Source organism: Micromonospora maris AB-18-032, assembly GCF_000204155.1.
In the GTDB taxonomy this organism is placed as follows: Bacteria; Actinomycetota; Actinomycetes; order Mycobacteriales; family Micromonosporaceae; genus Micromonospora; species Micromonospora gifhornensis.
Map to the genome: position 1 here is coordinate 2,918,938 of NC_015434.1, position 15,380 is coordinate 2,934,317.

Annotated in this window: 15 protein-coding genes; 8 read left to right on the forward strand and 7 right to left on the reverse strand. The window is 71.2% G+C overall.

Annotated elements, in window-relative coordinates; genetic code table 11:
* Position 1: 1 nt before the first annotated feature.
* The 4 genes from VAB18032_RS13125 to VAB18032_RS13140 are packed head-to-tail and all read right to left on the reverse strand — an operon-like array spanning position 2 to position 4,741.
* Positions 2-2,011, reverse strand: coding sequence for a hydantoinase/oxoprolinase family protein (locus VAB18032_RS13125; protein ID WP_013733329.1), 2,010 nt, complete (start codon positions 2,009-2,011; stop codon positions 2-4).
* Positions 2,012-2,070: 59 nt separating this feature from the next.
* Positions 2,071-2,901 (reverse strand): ABC transporter permease, encoded by an 831-nt coding sequence (locus VAB18032_RS13130; RefSeq protein ID WP_013733330.1) that lies wholly within the window; start codon positions 2,899-2,901, stop codon positions 2,071-2,073.
* Positions 2,898-3,782 carry an ABC transporter ATP-binding protein gene (locus VAB18032_RS13135; RefSeq protein ID WP_013733331.1) on the reverse strand — a complete coding sequence of 295 codons (885 nt, stop codon included), beginning with the start codon at positions 3,780-3,782 and terminating at the stop codon, positions 2,898-2,900. Before VAB18032_RS13135 ends, VAB18032_RS13130 begins: the two co-directional genes overlap by 4 nt.
* Entirely contained in the window at positions 3,779-4,741 is a 963-nt protein-coding gene (locus tag VAB18032_RS13140; protein ID WP_013733332.1) for an ABC transporter substrate-binding protein, read from the reverse strand. The genes VAB18032_RS13135 and VAB18032_RS13140 overlap by 4 nt, the downstream gene beginning before the upstream one ends.
* Before the next feature lie 142 nt (positions 4,742-4,883).
* Here VAB18032_RS13140 and VAB18032_RS13145 point away from each other — a divergent pair, with 142 nt between their 5' ends.
* Together VAB18032_RS13145 and VAB18032_RS13150 are read left to right on the forward strand one after the other, a co-directional pair.
* Positions 4,884-5,747, forward strand: coding sequence for a MaoC family dehydratase (locus tag VAB18032_RS13145; RefSeq protein WP_013733333.1), 864 nt, complete (start codon positions 4,884-4,886; stop codon positions 5,745-5,747).
* 136 nt (positions 5,748-5,883) lie between these two features.
* A complete protein-coding gene (locus tag VAB18032_RS13150; RefSeq protein ID WP_013733334.1) occupies positions 5,884-6,657 on the forward strand; it encodes a hypothetical protein in 774 nt (257 codons plus the stop codon).
* Positions 6,658-6,716: 59 nt separating this feature from the next.
* On the opposite strand, the gene VAB18032_RS13155 is transcribed toward VAB18032_RS13150, so the two are convergent.
* Positions 6,717-7,319 carry a DUF998 domain-containing protein gene (locus VAB18032_RS13155; protein ID WP_013733335.1) on the reverse strand — a complete coding sequence of 201 codons (603 nt, stop codon included), beginning with the start codon at positions 7,317-7,319 and terminating at the stop codon, positions 6,717-6,719.
* Positions 7,320-7,493: 174 nt separating this feature from the next.
* On the opposite strand from VAB18032_RS13155, the gene VAB18032_RS13160 reads away from it, so the two are divergent.
* On the forward strand, positions 7,494-8,144 hold the full coding sequence (locus VAB18032_RS13160; RefSeq protein WP_013733336.1) for a DUF7019 family protein: 651 nt from the start codon (positions 7,494-7,496) through the stop codon (positions 8,142-8,144).
* Entirely contained in the window at positions 8,145-11,501 is a 3,357-nt protein-coding gene (locus VAB18032_RS13165; RefSeq protein ID WP_013733337.1) for a serine/threonine-protein kinase, read from the forward strand.
* A 57-nt stretch (positions 11,502-11,558) separates the two neighbouring features.
* Here VAB18032_RS13165 and VAB18032_RS33200 read toward each other — a convergent pair whose 3' ends face one another.
* Together VAB18032_RS33200 and VAB18032_RS13170 are read right to left on the reverse strand one after the other, a co-directional pair.
* Positions 11,559-11,690, reverse strand: coding sequence for a hypothetical protein (locus tag VAB18032_RS33200; protein WP_269764255.1), 132 nt, complete (start codon positions 11,688-11,690; stop codon positions 11,559-11,561).
* Positions 11,687-12,034 carry an ArsR/SmtB family transcription factor gene (locus tag VAB18032_RS13170; RefSeq protein WP_013733338.1) on the reverse strand — a complete coding sequence of 116 codons (348 nt, stop codon included), beginning with the start codon at positions 12,032-12,034 and terminating at the stop codon, positions 11,687-11,689. Before VAB18032_RS13170 ends, VAB18032_RS33200 begins: the two co-directional genes overlap by 4 nt.
* Before the next feature lie 126 nt (positions 12,035-12,160).
* On the opposite strand from VAB18032_RS13170, the gene VAB18032_RS13175 reads away from it, so the two are divergent.
* From VAB18032_RS13175 to VAB18032_RS13190, 4 genes are all read left to right on the forward strand, one after another.
* On the forward strand, positions 12,161-12,499 hold the full coding sequence (locus VAB18032_RS13175) for a PadR family transcriptional regulator (protein WP_013733339.1): 339 nt from the start codon (positions 12,161-12,163) through the stop codon (positions 12,497-12,499).
* Positions 12,496-13,488: a DUF1700 domain-containing protein gene (locus tag VAB18032_RS13180; protein ID WP_013733340.1), complete on the forward strand. Its 993-nt coding sequence runs from the start codon at positions 12,496-12,498 to the stop codon at positions 13,486-13,488. Before VAB18032_RS13175 ends, VAB18032_RS13180 begins: the two co-directional genes overlap by 4 nt.
* Before the next feature lie 136 nt (positions 13,489-13,624).
* Complete coding sequence (locus tag VAB18032_RS13185) at positions 13,625-14,053, forward strand: ATP-binding protein (RefSeq protein WP_013733341.1); 429 nt, start codon at positions 13,625-13,627, stop codon at positions 14,051-14,053.
* Between the two features lie 110 nt (positions 14,054-14,163).
* A complete protein-coding gene (locus VAB18032_RS13190; protein WP_013733342.1) occupies positions 14,164-15,375 on the forward strand; it encodes a PP2C family protein-serine/threonine phosphatase in 1,212 nt (403 codons plus the stop codon).
* Positions 15,376-15,380 lie beyond the last annotated feature (5 nt).

The following is a 15,380-nucleotide window of genomic DNA, read 5'->3' on the forward strand; positions in this document are numbered from 1 at the left end:
GTCAGTCCCGGGTGAGCAGCAGGTTGCCGTGCTCGTCGGCCGCGCCGCTCCAGCCGGCCCCGACGACTGTGGTGCTGCCGTTCTCCCGCACCACGGCCGGGCCGGTCACCCGGATGCCCGGCCCCAGCTCGCTGCGCCGCCACACGGCGGCGTCCACCCAGCCGTCCGGCCCGTACAGCCGGGTCCGCTCCGGCTGGGCCTCGCCGCCGGAGGGGGCGGCGAAACGCACCACGGGGCTCGGCCCGAAGGCGGTCAGCCGGCAGTTCACGATCTCGGCCGGGTGGTCGGTGCGCACGTAGGCGTACCGCTCGGCGTACGCGGCGTGGAAGGCCGCGACCAGGTCCTCGGCGGTGGCGGGCAGGCCGTCGACGGCGACGGCCAGGTGGTGGCTCTGGCCGCGGAAGCGCATCCCCACCGTCAGCGCGAATGACACCTGGTCGGCCTCGACCCCGTCCTCCGCCTTGAGCTGCGCCCGGGCGGCGTCCTCCAACTCGGCGACGACGGCCCGCGCCGAGGCCAGGCCGGACTCGTCGGCGGCGGCCAGGACGGTACGCACGTAGTCGTGCCGGGCGCGGGCGGTGACGAACCCGAGCGCGGAGAAGTTGCCCGGCACCGGCGGCACCAGCACCCGGCTGATGCCCAGTTCGTCGGCGAGCGCCGTGGCGTGCATCGGACCGGCGCCACCGAAGGGCATCAGCACGAAGTCGCGGGGGTCGTGGCCGCGGGCCACCGAGATTTCCTTGATCGCGCTTGTCATCTTGATGGTGGCCAGCCGCAGGATGCCGTGCGCCAGCTCCATCGCGTCCAGCCCGAGCTGCTCGGCGAGCACCTCGGTGGCCGCCTGCGCGGGTGCCGGGTCCAGCTGCACCTCGCCGCCCAGGCTCTCCTGCGGGTCGAGGTGCCCGACCAGCAGGTGGGCGTCGGTGGTGGTCGGTTCGGTGCCGCCGCGGCCGTAGCAGGCCGGGCCGGGTGTGGAGCCGGCGCTGCGGGGGCCGATCCGCAGCTCGCCGCCGAGGTCACGCCAGGCGATGGAACCACCGCCGGCCCCGATCGTGTTGATCTCCACCTGGAACGTGCGGTTCGGGTAGCCGGCGATCGTCCCGTCGCTCGTCATCAGCGGCGCGCCGTCCTTGATCAGGCAGACGTCGGTGCTGGTGCCACCGATGTCACAGGTGATCACGTTCGAGTGGCCGGCCAGCCCGGCGACGTAGACGGCAGCGGCGACACCGCCGGCCGGGCCGGACAGCGCCAGGTTGATGGGCAGCCGGCTGGCCTCGTCGGTGGAGACGACGCCGCCGCTGCTGGTCATGATCGACAGTGGATGCAGGTAGCCGGCACCGGCCAGGGCGGTGCCGAGCCCGCGCAGGTAGTCGGCGACGGTGCCCCGGACACTGGCGTTGAGCACCGTGGTGGCGAACCGCTCGTACTCGCCCTGCTCCGGCACCACGTCCGAGGAGACCGTGCAGACCAGGTTCGGGTAGCGCTCGGCGAGCCGTCGCGCCGCGGCCCGCTCGTGAGCCGGGTTGCGGTACGAGTGCAGCAGGCAGACCGCGACGGTGCCCGGACCGGCGGCGGCGACCCGGTCCAGGACCTCGTCCAGGTGGCTGGTGTCGAGCGCTTCGATGACCGAGCCGTCGGCGGCGACCCGCTCCCGCAGCGTGTGCCGCAGGGAACGGGGCACCAACGACGGGCGGGCCGCCTCCTTGACGCTGTAGAGCTGCGGCCGGTGCCCGAGGCCCATCTCCAGCACGTCGCGGAAGCCGTCGGTGGTGACCACGCTGACCGGGGCGCCGGAGCCCTCCAGCAGGGCGTTGGTCACCCGGGTGGTGCCGTGCACGAAGCGGTCCACCGCGTCCAGGGAGACGCCGAGCTTGGCCAGCCCTTCGAAGATCGCCGCCGCGGGATCGTGCGGCGTCGACAGCGTCTTCGCCTCGGCGAGCCGTGCGGTGGCCGGCTCGTAGACGATCACGTCGGTGAACGTGCCGCCGATGTCGACGCCGATGCAGAGCATGCGGAAGTGCCTTTCGTGGAGAGGGGAGACCGACCGTCAGGCGGTGTGCGGCGGCGGCGTCAGAAGGTGACGCCGTAGCGGCGCAGGGTGGTCCGCGTGACGGTGCGCAAGATCCAGTCGAAGAGGTAGCCGAGCAGTCCGAGGGCGAGGATGCCGACGAAGACCCACTCGGTCTTGGCGTAGTTGCGGGCGGTCCAGATCAGCGAGCCCAGCCCGCTCTGCGCCGCGACGATCTCGGCGGAGACGATCGTCAGGAACGAGTTGCCCATGGCGAGCCGGGCACCGGTGACGACGTGCGGCACCGTGGACGGCAGCACGACCGACACGAGGGTGCGCAGCGGCGAGGCGCCCAGCGCACGGGCGGCCCGCAACCGCAGATCGTCGACGGCCAGCACACCGGCGAGGGTGTTGAGCGCGACGATGAAGACGGTGGTGTAGAAGATCAGCGCGACCTTGGACGCCTCGCCCGGGCCGAGCCAGATGATCGCCAGGGTGACGAAGGCGATCGGCGGCACGAACCGGAAGAACTGGATGTACGGATCGAGCATCAGCCGCAGCCAGGGGATGCATCCCATGAGCAGCCCCACCGGCACACCGATCACCACACCGAGCGCCCAGCCGGTCAGGATGCGGGTCGACGAGGCGGTGACCGAGTCCCACAGGGTGCCGTCCCGGACCAGGTCGACGGCGCCCTGCCAGGTCAGCATCGGCGACGGCAGGAAGAACGCCGTGTAGTTGCGGCTGACCAGGTCCCAGACGAGGATGCCGAGGGCCACGGAGAGCACCGACAGCCCGATCCGGGTCAACCGGGGCTTGGCGCTACGGCGCCGTGCCGGGCGGCGCGGCGCGACCGAGGCCGGCGCCGGGTCGGTGCGTACGTCGACGGTCATCGTCCCGCCCCCTTCTGATCGCCGGTCGACCGGCCGTCGTGCCCGTCGTCGAGCCCCTGGGCCCGCAGGGTCCGGGCCACCTCCTCGCCGATGTCCTCGCGCAGCTGCCGGAACAGGGCGGCGCTGGCCGGGTCGGTGAGGTCACGCGGTCGGGGCAGGTCGCACGGGTAGACGTTCTTGATGGCGGCGGCCGGGCCGGCCGTCATGGTGACGATGCGGTCGCTGAGCAGGATCGCCTCGCCGATGTCGTGGGTGACGAACAGGATGGTGGCACCGGTGTCGCGCCAGATCCGGTCCAGCTCGACCTGCATGACCAGCCGGGTCTGCGCGTCCAGGGCCCCGAACGGCTCGTCCATCAGGACGACGGAGGGCTCGTTGGCCAGCACCCGGGCCAGCTGCGCCCGCTGCCGCATGCCGCCGGAGAGCTGGCTGGGGAACTTGTCCGCGCTGTGGCTGAGCCCGACCATCGCCAGGTAGCGGTCCTCCACGGCGGCGCGTTGCGCCTTCGGCATGCGCCGCATCCGGGGACCGAAGCTGACGTTCTGCCGGACGCTCAACCAGGGGAACAGTGCCTCCGCGCTCTGGAAGACCACACCGCGCGACACGTCCGGCCCGGTAACCGGGGCGTTGCCGCAGGTGACCTCGCCGCCGGCCGGAGTGACGAACCCGGCGACCGCGTTGAGCAGGGTCGACTTGCCGCAACCGCTGGGCCCGAGCAGGCAGACGAACTCGCCTGCCGCGATGTCGAGCGTCGCCCCGCGTACCGCGTCGAAGTCGCCGAAGCGGATGTCGACGTCGCGCAGGGAGACGGGGGCCCCGCCCCGGCCGGTCGACGATGACCGGCCGGTCGGGGCTGCCGTACGGGTGCTGTGGGGCGTCACACCAGACCCCTGATCATCACCGTCGCAGGGTCGGCCGCCTTCTCCACGATCTTGCTGTCCTGCTGGAACTGGGCGATCTCGGCGTAGCGCTTCAGGTCCTCGTCGGTGAAGTCGCGGACCTTGCACTCCACGCCCTTGAGCAGGTTCTCCGCCTCGGCGGCCGGAACCTTGATCGCCTTCTCGGTGACCGAGCCGGCCTTGGCGGGGTCGGCGGTGAGCTGGTCACACGCCTTGCCGATGGTGTCGACGACCTTCTTGGCGGCGTCCTTGTTCGCCTCGTACCAGGCGCCGTCCACGCCGATCACGAGGTTGTAGACGTAGCCGATGTCGCCGCTGGTGAGCAGGATCTTGCCGCCGTTGGCGACACCGCGCGACGGCCACGGCTCCCACATGATGTAACCGTCGACGTCGCCGCGCTGCAGCAGCGCCGGCATCTCGGCGGGGGAGGCGTTGACGAACTCGACGGAGTCCCGGCTGATGTTCTTGGCCGCGAGCACCTTGTTGGTGGCGTACTCGTTGACCGTGCCGGGCACGACGCCGTACTTCTTGATGCCGGTCACGTCGGAGATTCCGTCGCGGGCGACGAGCTTGATGAAGCTGGGCGACTGGGAGAAGACGGCCAGGCCCTTGATGTCACCGCGAGTAGCCCGGTTGAGTAGGCTGGACTCGGTGCTGGCGGTGAACTGACCCTGCTTGGCCAGGATCGCGTCGAGGCCGCCGGTGCCCTCCTGGAACTGGGTCACCGTCACGTTGACCCCCGACGCGGCGAACAGCTTGTCCTGGTCGGCCAGGTAGATCGGCGAGTAGGCCGGGTCCACCCCCACACCGAACGTGACGTTGGCGGACGGTTCGGCGGCGGAGCCACCGGAGCCGTCTGCCGTCTGGTTCTCCGCGCATGCGGCCCCAGCGACCGTAATCAGCAGGGCCGCGGCTGCTACCCGCAACGTGCGCATCTTCATGGCTACCTCAGTCCTTCGACTGGCTCATATGGTGGTCCGTGTTGCTTAATGTGGGACGGTACTGTGCTGCCAACCACAGCGTCAAGAGATTCCCAAGGCGCTGACCAGCACTTTGTTGGCACCGGCCCAGAAACGAGGTCCCATGGCCCTGACTGCCGACCCCGGAGCGCTCGACGCCCGCCCGCACCCCGCGTCGCTGCTGCACTGGCGGTGCACCGCCGAACGGCACTGGGACAACACCGACTCGCTGCTGTACGCCCTCGGCGTCGGTGCCGGCCAGGACGACCCCGCCGCCGAGTTGCGCTTCACCACCGAGAACTCCGCCGGGCACCCGCAGGCCGCCCTGCCGACCTTCGCCGCGCTGCTCGCCGCCGACCCGCCGCCCCTGGGCGACCCGGCGAACGTCCGCCACGCCGAACAGTCCCTGCTGCTGCACCGCGCACTACCCGTCGCAGGCGTCGCCCGCATCACCGCCGCCGTCACCGCCGTCCATGACCAGGGCAGCGGCGCTCTGGTCCGGGTGCTCTCCCGGATCAGCGACGGGCACGGTCGCCCACTGGCCACCGCCCGGGCGGGCTTCTTCGTCGTCGGCGCGGGCGGCTTCGGTGGCGACCGGGCACCCGCGGCGGCCTGGCCGACTCCCGCCGCAGCACCCGACCACGAGATCCACTACCCGGTGCCCCGCGACCAGGCGCTGCTCTACCGCCTCAGCGGCGACCGCAACCCGCTGCACAGCGACCCGACAGTCGCCGTACGCGCCGGCCTGCCGCAGCCGTTGCTGCACGGACTCTGCACCTACGGCTACGCGGGGCGTGCCCTGCTGCACGCGGTCGCCGGATCGGATCCGGCCCGGCTGCGCGGCCTCGACGCCCGCTTCACCGCACCCGTGTATCCAGGCACCACCCTGACGGTCCGGATCTGGCGGCGTCGCCTCGGCGTCGTCTTCCAGGTCGTCGACACCACCGGCCGGGTCGTGCTCGACCGGGGTGCTGCCGGGGTGCGGTAGCCGGCAGGACCTGCCCGTGAAGGCGGCGCACCGAAGCGGTGACGGGCCACCAGCGCATCGAATATCTGCTATATATGGGAACGCTTCCACGGGCGGCCTGTCCCCGGCACGCTGGGAACCAACTCACGGAGGAACCATGCGTAACCTTCTCGCCGCGTTGACCGCCCTGATGCTCGGCGTCACGGCCGGCAGCGTGCCCACTGACGCCGCGAACGCCGCACACCACGGCTCCTGTCCCCGGCACCTGCTCTTCTGCGAGGACTTCGAGGGCTTACGGCCCGGCGGCGCCAGCACCCTGGACTGGGGCATCGACACGCGCAACGGCACCCTCACCGTGGAACGCGCCCGCCGCGGCAATCAGGTGCTGCACATCCACACCGTCGACAACGGGCGCGCCTTCCTGCGCGTCGACGACTTCGCGGCACCGGGCAACCGCTTCTACGGCCGGATGCGGCTGCGCGTCGACGCCTTCCCCACCGCCCCCGACTGGGCGCACTTCACACTTGTGGAGGCGACCGGCACCGGCAGTTCGGAGATCGTCCGGCCGATCGGCGGCCAGTACGCACCCACGGTCCCCGGCATCTTCTGGGGCGTGGGCGCCGACGGCGGACCGACCGGCGACTGGACCAACTGGCGGGAGTCGGCGCCCGTGGTCGAAGACACCTGGCAGTGCTTCGAGTGGCAACTCGACCCGAAGGACAACCGCGTGGTGGTGTGGATCGACGGGGTGGCGAACCCGGAGCTGACCGCCTCCACCACCCGGCACGGCGGCAACGACGTGCCGTTCATCCTGCCGACGGTGAACACCGTGAAGATCGGCTGGCAGCTCTACCAGGGCGGTACCACCCCGGGTGAGTTCGACCTCTGGATCGACGACATCGCGCTGTCCACCAAGCGCATCGGCTGCTGACCCGGCAGCGCGGTCCGCGGGCCGACCCGCTCCGCCCGAGGTGCGGGTCGGCACCCTGACTAGCTCAGCCCGAGCGCCAGCGCGGTGAACAGCGCGGCGAGCCAGCCCCATCCCGGAATGATCACAGCGCGCTGGATGAGGCCGATGCGTGGTGACACCCGCTCCCAGGCTCTGCCGAACTGGCCGAGCCCGAGGAACAGGGCCACCGCGACGCAACCCGAGGTGACTCGCCAGGACGTCGCGGACAGGGTGAACGCGCTGATGGCCGCGGCGAGGGGCAGGGACAGGAAGACGACGGCACCGGCGATGTCGTGGACCCGGTGCGCGGTGCTGTGCTGCTCGGGTATGCCGGCCGGAGCACCCGGCGGGTAGCCGAGCATCGGATCCATCCGGAACACCCCGGAGGCGACAAGACCGAGCCCGAAGATGCTCAGAACAACACCGAGCAGGACGCGCGGGCCCTCGACGATCACTGCGACCGCCCCTGCCGTGATGGCGGAACCGCAGACCACGAAGTTGGCCGTCTGGATCCAGCCTCGGCTGCCCAGCGCCAGCGCGCTGACCGGGTGGCGCGCTGACGCGTAGTGCGGTCGGCTCCCGCCGTCGACGAGGAACACCAGCACGAACAACACCGCTGCGGCGGCACCCGCCCACAAGACCACGTGCGTCCTCTTCCCCCGCTGCGTGCCGGAATCTCCGGCGGTCCCAGTACATCGATCGAGCTGTCGCCGGGCACAGTGCCGATGGTCACGGCATCCACGGCCGGACACGGGGCCGCTCGACGACTACATTCACCGATAGGATCGCCGTGGTGGCAAAGCGTACGGGGAGCGCCTGTGTCGATCCGGTATTACCTCTACGTCAGTGACAGCAAGGTCGACATGCTGCTCGCACAGGTCGACCCGGCCTTCACCCGTAAACGCACCACCGAGCTGAGTCTGAACCTGACAGTCCTGGCCGGTAAGCGGGCCTCGGAGACACCCGAGGGTGGCGAGCGTACGGCGCGCCTGCAACGGGTGGTGCGCCACCTGGAGGATCACGGCGACCTCGGCACGGTCGACGAGCCCGGTCAGTTCTTCTGGGGGTTGCTGCCGCTGCGCTGGGGACCGTTTCCCACCGAGCCGACCCTGGTCTACTTCGGCGGTGCCACCGAGCGCACCGTGCTCGGGCTCGGCGGCTCCGGTCACCACGTGCTGGGCGCGCCCGCCGCGACGACGTCCGGAATGCCCCGGTCGTTGACCCCGTCCCTGCTGGCCGGGCTGCGTACCGATCCGCAGATCAGCGCGCTGACCGAGGCGATCACTCAGGAGGACGAGGCGCAGGAACGCGACGCCCTGAGCGCCGTGCATCGGGCCAACGAGCTGATGCCGGGGCCCCATCAGCACCTGGAGTTCGTCGCCAAACGCCTGCTGCACGGGCCCAGTCCCACGACCGACGGCCTCGACGTGCTGCTCGGCACCCCGCTGTACGTGGCACTGGTCGACTAGATGTGGTCCCCGGGGGACGTGCTGCTCGGGGCGTACGAGGTCCGCGAGGTCATCGACACCGGCGGCATGGGCCTGGTCTACCGGGTGTGGCACCGCCAGTGGGGGATGGAACTGGCGGTCAAGACACCACGCCAGGAACTGGTCACCTCCCCGGACGACATGCGGCGGTTCGAGGCCGAGGCCCAGGCATGGGTCGGTCTGGGCGTGCACCCGCAGGTGGTCAGCTGCGCCTACGTACGCCGCATCGACGGCATCCCCCGGGTCTTCGCCGAATGGGTCGACGGTGGCAGCCTGGCCCAGGCCGTCGGGGACCGCTCGCTCTACCGTGGCGGCCACCGACGCGCGGTCCGCCGCATCCTCGACGTGGCGATCCAGTGCGCCTGGGGCCTGGGGTACGCGCACCGCAGAGGCCTGGTGCACCAGGACGTCAAACCCGCGAATGTCATGCTCGACCGGAACGACACCGCGAAGATCACCGACTTCGGGCTCGCCACCGTCCGGCCACCACGCCCCGGGCCGGAAGCGCTGACCACGGTCAACGGCATGACCCTGGAGTACTGCTCACCGGAGCAGGCACGGGGTGAGCGCCTCGGCCCCGCGACCGACGTGTGGTCGTGGGCGGTGAGTGTGTTCGAGATGTTCGCCGGCCGGCCGCCGACCCTGTTCGGGTATGCGGCAGCCGGTGCGCTCGCGCGCTTTGTCGACACGGGCGCGGCGGACCCGACCATTCCCGCGTTACCGCCGAGCGTCGCCGACCTGCTGCGACGCTGCTTCGCCGAGGACGCCGCAGAACGCCCGTCGGGCTTCGACGTCATCGCCGACGAACTGGCGGCGATCTACCTCGACACGGTGTTCACACCGTACCCACGGCAGCCTCCCGACGAAGCGCCGCTGCTGGCCGACGCTCTGTCCAACCGCGCCCTGTCCCTGTCGGACCTCGGGCACGCCGACGACGTCGACCACCTGTGGGAGGAGGCGCTGCGGATCGATCCGCACCATCCGCACGCCACCTACAACCGGGGCCTGCGCAGATGGCGGTCGGGGCAGCAGACCGACCGCGAGCTGATCATGCAACTGGATGCGGCACGCCTGAGCCAGAAGGACGACCGGATCGTCGACCATCTGCTGGCGCTCGTGCACATCGAACGCGCAGACAAGGACGCCGCTGTCCGACTGCTGCGCGATCTGCCGGACGGGCCGGACGTCGCCGCTGCGCGCACGGCAGCCGACGCCGTACCGCACCGTCCGGTCCCAGCCGGGCCGAGTCCGGTGTACCTCGACCAGCAGCACCCGTTCGCCCTCAGCGCCGACGGCCGGTTGGCCGCAGTGACCTTCCGGGACCGGCAACTGCGGGTGTGGTCGCTTCAGACCGGACGGATACGGCACGAACTGACCGGCCACACCGGCGCCGTCACGTCGGTGTCGCTCAGCGCCGACGGCCGCGTTCTGGTGTCCGCGGACGACACCGGACAGGTACGGGTGTGGGACACCACCAGTGGCGGGTGCACCCGCCGTGTCGACGTACCGCCGACCGTGGCCGGGTCGGTCGCGGTGAGTCCCGACGGGACGGTGGTCGTCGCCGTCGGACAGGACAGGGTCGTACGCCTGCTGGGCGACCCGATCCACGTCGTCGGCCGGGCCACCGTCGCGCCGGCCGACTCGTCCATGTCGCGCCACGGCACGACGGTGGCGGTGACCCCCGACAACCACCGGGTGGTCGTCTTCGACGAGTGGTCGTGGCACCTTCAGGTGCTGGACGTCGACACCGGTGAGCTGCTGTGGTCAGTCGGTGGCCTGCGGTGGCACGGCACCGTCAGTGCCAACGCGCGGTTCGCCCTGTCCGCCACGGACGACGGCCGGATGTGGCTGCTGGACCTGACCGCCTTCCAGATCACCGATCTCGGCAGCGCCGCACTGTGGAACAACGGCTTCAGTTGGCTGGCGGTCAGCGACGACGGCCGCACCGCCGTCAACGCGTTCGAGCGTGTCGTCCAGGTGTGGCGCCTCGACCAGGTGCGGTGCGTGTTCACCACACCGATCGAGTCCCGCGACCCGATGCACGTCGCCCTGGATGCGCACGGCCGGGTGGCGCTCGTCGAACTCGGCCGTGGCGCTGCGGAGCGCACCACGAGCGTCGTGCACGTCCCTGAGCCCGGTCCCGCCGCACCCTGGAGCTACGCCCGCCCGCAACCCGCCGATCGTCTCGTCGGTGACGCGCTGGTGGCCGAGGAGAACCTCGACCTGGCCGACGACCTTCTCGACACCGGCCGGCTGACCGAAGCCCGACGCCACCTCGACATCGTGCGCCGGATGCCCGCCTACCGTCGGCATCCGCGCCTGCGGGCGCTCTGGCGGCGCGTCGGCGCGTTCAGCGAGCGGACGGCGTTCACGGGCGTGTGGCCCACTCGCCGTTTCGAGCAGGAGTCGCGGGGCCACTGGGCGGTCACCCGGAACCTGCGCCACGCCTTCCTCGAGTCGTTCCATCAGGGAGTGCGGGTGCTCGACCTGCGAACCGGTGAGGTGTCGGACAGTCGGGACGGCCGGGACACGTCGGTGGAGAAGGTGACAGCCTGCGCCGACGACCGGCATGTGCTGGTGACGAGGGACGATCAGGCGGAGACGCTGTGGGACCTCAGGACGGCCCGACGGGTCGGCGTCGTGGTGCGCGACGACAGCGGTGACCCGACACTGGAGGTGCCCAACCCCACCTTCGAGTTCGTCCGCCGGGACGGCATCAGTGTCCTGGCCAACCGGGTCACCGGCCAGCGGGTGTACGGGTGGTCGGCGTACCCGGACGAGCGGGTGGCGCTCTGCGGTGACGTCGTGCTCCGGGTCGAGGACGACGGACGCACCCGCGTCCTCGACGCCGACCTGAACACCGTGCGTCGGACGCTGCTGCCCGCCGGTGGACTGGTGCAGGTGCGGCGCGTGCACCCCGGCGATGCGGTCGAGGTGACCGCCGAAGGGCCCCTGGTGGCCAGCGCCGACGGCCGGGTGATCGCCGCGACCCGGCACGAGTTCGCAAACGGTGGCGAGGTCGCGTTGTGTGTGGCGGGACGCCCCGACACCGTGCTCAAGGCGGCCGACGCAGCAGTGGTGTCGATGGCGCTGACCGCCGACGGTGATCTCCTGCTGGTCGCATCCCGCCGACAGATCCGCCTGTGGCACCTGCCGACCGGCGCGCTCGTCACCGAGGTCGAATGCAGCCGGGACGTCATGGCGGTGGAGATGGCGTCCGACGGTAGCGGCTTCCTGGCTGTCCTGGGCTACTTCCACGTCCAGCTCTGGGAACTGGACTGGGATCACCGGATGCGAACAGGTATCACCGGCCCCGGACACCACGCCCCGGGCCGGTGATGCCGCGCGGATCAACAGGCGCTGACCGGCTCCACCGGACGGTTCGCCTCGTCCGACTCATCCTTGTCGACGGGCGAAGGCCGCCACGCTCGTCGGTGAGGTGAGGGCGGCCCAGACCCGCTCCGGCTCGGCGGGGAGACGACGTCTCGCGATGAGTTCGTCGCCACGACGTTCGGCGCTGGCGGTCAACGGGTCGCTCCGTCCTGGCTGAGGTGCTGTTCAAGGGCGTCGAGGCGGTCGTCCCAGGCGCGGCGCTGCTCGTCGATCCAGGTGCCGAGCCGTGCCAGCTGGTCGACCCTGAGCCGGCAGGGGCGTCGGGTGCCCTCGCGCCGCTGCTCGACCAGGCCACATCGGCGCAGGACACCAACATGGTGCGAGATCGCCTGTGGAGTCAGGTCGAAGGGCTCGGCGAGTTCACCCACGGTGGCGTCGCCGCGCGCGAGCCGAGTCACCAGGGCGCGGCGGACGGGGTCGCCGAGGGCGGCGAAGGCCGAGTCGAGCTCCGGCCCGGATGCGACGAGCGGGGGCGTCATGAACCCACCCTAATGCAAACCTCCGTTTGTGCAAACGAACGTTTGCGTTATCCGGTGTTGGTGATCTTCGGATTGCTGACCACCCCTCGTCGCCAGAGGTCTTGCTATGCAAGGTATCTTGTTGCCATGGACAACACGCGCGAGCGGATCACCACAAACATCCGCAAGGGCGTCCTTGAGTACTGCGTGCTCGCGTTGCTCTCGCAGCGCGACATGTACGGCCTGGAGTTGGCGGACTGGCTCGCCGCCCGCGGTCTGATCGCCAGCGAGGGCAGCCTGTACCCGCTGCTGGCCCGGATGCGACAGGCGGGCAGCGTCGAGACCCACTGGCTGACCCCCGAACAGGGGCACGCCCGGCGGTACTACGCGATCACCACTCAGGGCCGGACGCAGTTGCGGGTGTTCGCGGCGGTGTGGCGTGACATCCAGCCGCACGTGGACCAACTGATAGCGGAGGAAACATGAGCAACGGCGCCCTGCCCGAAGCGGCGGAGAGCTACCTGCGGGCGCTCGGCGCGGAACTGGCCGACGCGCCACCCGACACGGTGCAGGAGATCATCGAGGATGTCCGCGCGCACCTCGTCGACGCCCTGGACAGCGGACGGAGCATCGACCAGGCCCTGGCCGGGCTCGGCAGCCCGCAGGACGTGGCGAGGCAGGCGCGCGACGAACTCGCCCTCGCCGACGGCACCGCGGACCGCGCAGGCCGGGCCGGGCGGACCCTGCGGTCGATCGCGGTGGCACTCGGCGTACTGACCGCCGTCTGCGTGAGCTTCCTGCTGCCGTCCGCCGCGCTGCCGTCGGACCTGACCCAGGCTGGGCCCGACGGGCAGAGCATCATGCAGCGCTTCGGCCCCGGATTCGCCTTGCTCACCCTGCTGCCCGCACTGATCGCGGCTGCGCCCCTGGTGCTGCCCGCCCGGCTGCGCGGCGGGGCGGGGCTCGCCGGTGCCGGAGTGCTCACGGCGCTCGCGTGCGCCGGCGGCGAGATCGGCCTCTACTACGTACCCCTCGTGCTCATGCTCTGGGCGGCGACGGTCGTGCCGTGGGTGATGCGGCGAAACCTCGGCCGGGTCGCCGTACGGATGTGGCGCCTGGCCGCCACGGCGGTGGTGATGCTGCCCGGGCTGCTGCTCGCGTTCTCGGCCGCTACCGGCTCGGTGGGCGTCGAGTGGCTCGGTGTGGTGCTGTGGATCGTCGGGCCGCTCGTCGTCGGCGCACTGTGTGCGTACGGCCTCCGGGCCGGGTACGCGCTGACCGCGCTGGCCGGCGCGCTGGTCATGGTCTTCGCGATGGTCGACCGGGGCCTGCTGTTCGCGGCCTTCTGGCTGTTCGGCGGGCTGTACCTGATGATCGGGGCCAGCGGTTTCGTCACCGCCCGGGCCCGGCGGCGCCACCGTGAGCCGCGACCTCCGGCGGGTCGAGGCCGACTCGCCTCGACCACGCCCGGCTGAACGATCGCCCGATCGGCTGGGGCGGCGGGGGAACCGGCCGGTCGCGGTTGACAGTGCCGAGGCAGGCCGAAGATCCTGGCAGGATCCGCGCGGTACGGTAGGTTCCTGCTTCCGGGAAGGCGCTCGAAACGAGACCATGCGCAACGCCACCGTGATGCCCTACCGCGTCGTCGACGATCTTCCCCTGGTCCGGGCCTTCGTACGGGAGCAGGCACACCGTCTCGGCTTGACGGCCGACTCGACCGACGCGCTGGCGCTCGCGGTCAACGAACTGGTCACCAACACCCTGCAGCACACCAGCGGCGGCGGGCAGGTCCGGATCTGGTACGACGACGCGTCGGTCTACTGCGAGGTCGTCGACAGCGGCCCGATGCGCCCGGTGCGCCGCGCCATGCCGACGCCGGATGCGGAGCGGGGACGAGGACTTGCCATCGTGGCGCGCATCTGCGACGAGGTGACCGCGTACGCCGAGTCCGGCGGCACCATCGTCCGCCTGCGTTTCGCGGTGCGGCGGGCCGACCCGCCGGCCGGAAAACCGGCAGCGCACGACGACGAGCAGAGGTAGCCGAACCCCGGGCGCGCCGGGCGCGACGGCCCCCGGGCGCTCTGCCACGCCGAGCCTGCGCACCGGCTCCTGACGGGCATCGACAGCCCCCCGGCGGCTAGGCTGCCTGCGTGGCCGATGGCGAGCTGATGACGAACGAGGAGCGGTTGCGCCGATTCGAGGCGATCACCGACCGGGCTCTCTCGGGTCTGAACATCGTCGATCTCTTCGACGAGCTGCTCGAGCGGGTCCGAGACCTGCTCAAGGTCGATACCGCCACCATCCTGCTGCTGGACGGGCACTCCGGCGAACTCGTCGCCACCGCGGCCAAAGGCCTGGAAGAAGAGGTACGTCGCGGATTCCGGATCCGGGTCGGCGAGGGTTTCGCCGGCCGCGTCGCGGCCACCGCCGCCCCCGTGATGATCTACGACGTCACCCCGAACGACGTGATCAACCCCATCCTGCTCGACGCAGGCGTACGCGCCCTGCTGGGCGTGCCCATGATCGCCAACGGCAACCTCGTCGGCGTGCTGCACATCGGTTCCCTGACCCTGCGGCGCTTCGGCCCCGACGACGTGCAGCTGCTGCAACTCGTCGCCGACCGGGCCAGCTCCGCCGGGCAGGTCCGGGCGCAGATCCTCGACCGGCAGGCGGCGCTGGCCCTGCAACGCAGCCTGCTGCCCAGCCGGCTGCCCGACATCTCTGGCCTGGATCTGGCCGCCCGGTACGTGCCCGGCCACGACCTCGGCATCGGCGGCGACTGGTACGACGTGTTCAGCCTGCCGTCGGGCTGGCTCGGCGCGGTCATCGGCGACGTCTCCGGTCACGGACTGCCCTCCGCCGTCGTCATGGGTCGCATCCGCAGCGCGCTACGCGCCTACGCCCTCGACCGCGACAATCCTGCCGAGGTGCTGACCGCCCTCGACCGCAAGATCCACCATTTCGAGGCGGGCACCCTCACCACCGCCCTCTACGCCCTCATCGCACCCGACCGCGCCACGGTGCACCTCTCCTGCGCAGGTCACCTCCGGCCGCTGCTGGCCGTCCCCGGCGAACCCACCCGCCTGGTGGACGTCGTCGTGGACCGACCGTTCGGTGTCGGCCCACCCCCGGCCAGCCGCCACACCACAGTGGTCGACCTGCCGCCCGGCTCGACGCTCGTCTTCTACACCGACGGACTTGTGGAACGCCGCGGCGAACTGATCGACACCGGCATCGCGCGTCTCGCCGACGCCATCGAGTCGGGGCCCGCCGAGGCGCTGTGCGACCACATCATGGCCGCAGCGGTCGACGAGCCCCCGACCGACGACGTCGCCCTGCTGACCATCCGCCGCCCCCACTGAGCGGG

Excerpts from the sequence above, each read along its gene's own strand:
- VAB18032_RS13125 (WP_013733329.1), bottom strand. The coding sequence starts at position 2,011 with ATGCTCTGCATCGGCGTCGACATCGGCGGCACGTTCACCGACGTGATC.
- VAB18032_RS13130 (WP_013733330.1), bottom strand. The coding sequence starts at position 2,901 with ATGACCGTCGACGTACGCACCGACCCGGCGCCGGCCTCGGTCGCGCCG.
- VAB18032_RS13140 (WP_013733332.1), bottom strand. The coding sequence starts at position 4,741 with ATGAAGATGCGCACGTTGCGGGTAGCAGCCGCGGCCCTGCTGATTACG.
- VAB18032_RS13145 (WP_013733333.1), top strand. The coding sequence starts at position 4,884 with ATGGCCCTGACTGCCGACCCCGGAGCGCTCGACGCCCGCCCGCACCCC.
- VAB18032_RS13150 (WP_013733334.1), top strand. The coding sequence starts at position 5,884 with ATGCGTAACCTTCTCGCCGCGTTGACCGCCCTGATGCTCGGCGTCACG.
- VAB18032_RS13165 (WP_013733337.1), top strand. The coding sequence starts at position 8,145 with ATGTGGTCCCCGGGGGACGTGCTGCTCGGGGCGTACGAGGTCCGCGAG.
- VAB18032_RS13170 (WP_013733338.1), bottom strand. The coding sequence starts at position 12,034 with ATGACGCCCCCGCTCGTCGCATCCGGGCCGGAGCTCGACTCGGCCTTC.
- VAB18032_RS13175 (WP_013733339.1), top strand. The coding sequence starts at position 12,161 with ATGGACAACACGCGCGAGCGGATCACCACAAACATCCGCAAGGGCGTC.
- VAB18032_RS13180 (WP_013733340.1), top strand. The coding sequence starts at position 12,496 with ATGAGCAACGGCGCCCTGCCCGAAGCGGCGGAGAGCTACCTGCGGGCG.
- VAB18032_RS13185 (WP_013733341.1), top strand. The coding sequence starts at position 13,625 with ATGCGCAACGCCACCGTGATGCCCTACCGCGTCGTCGACGATCTTCCC.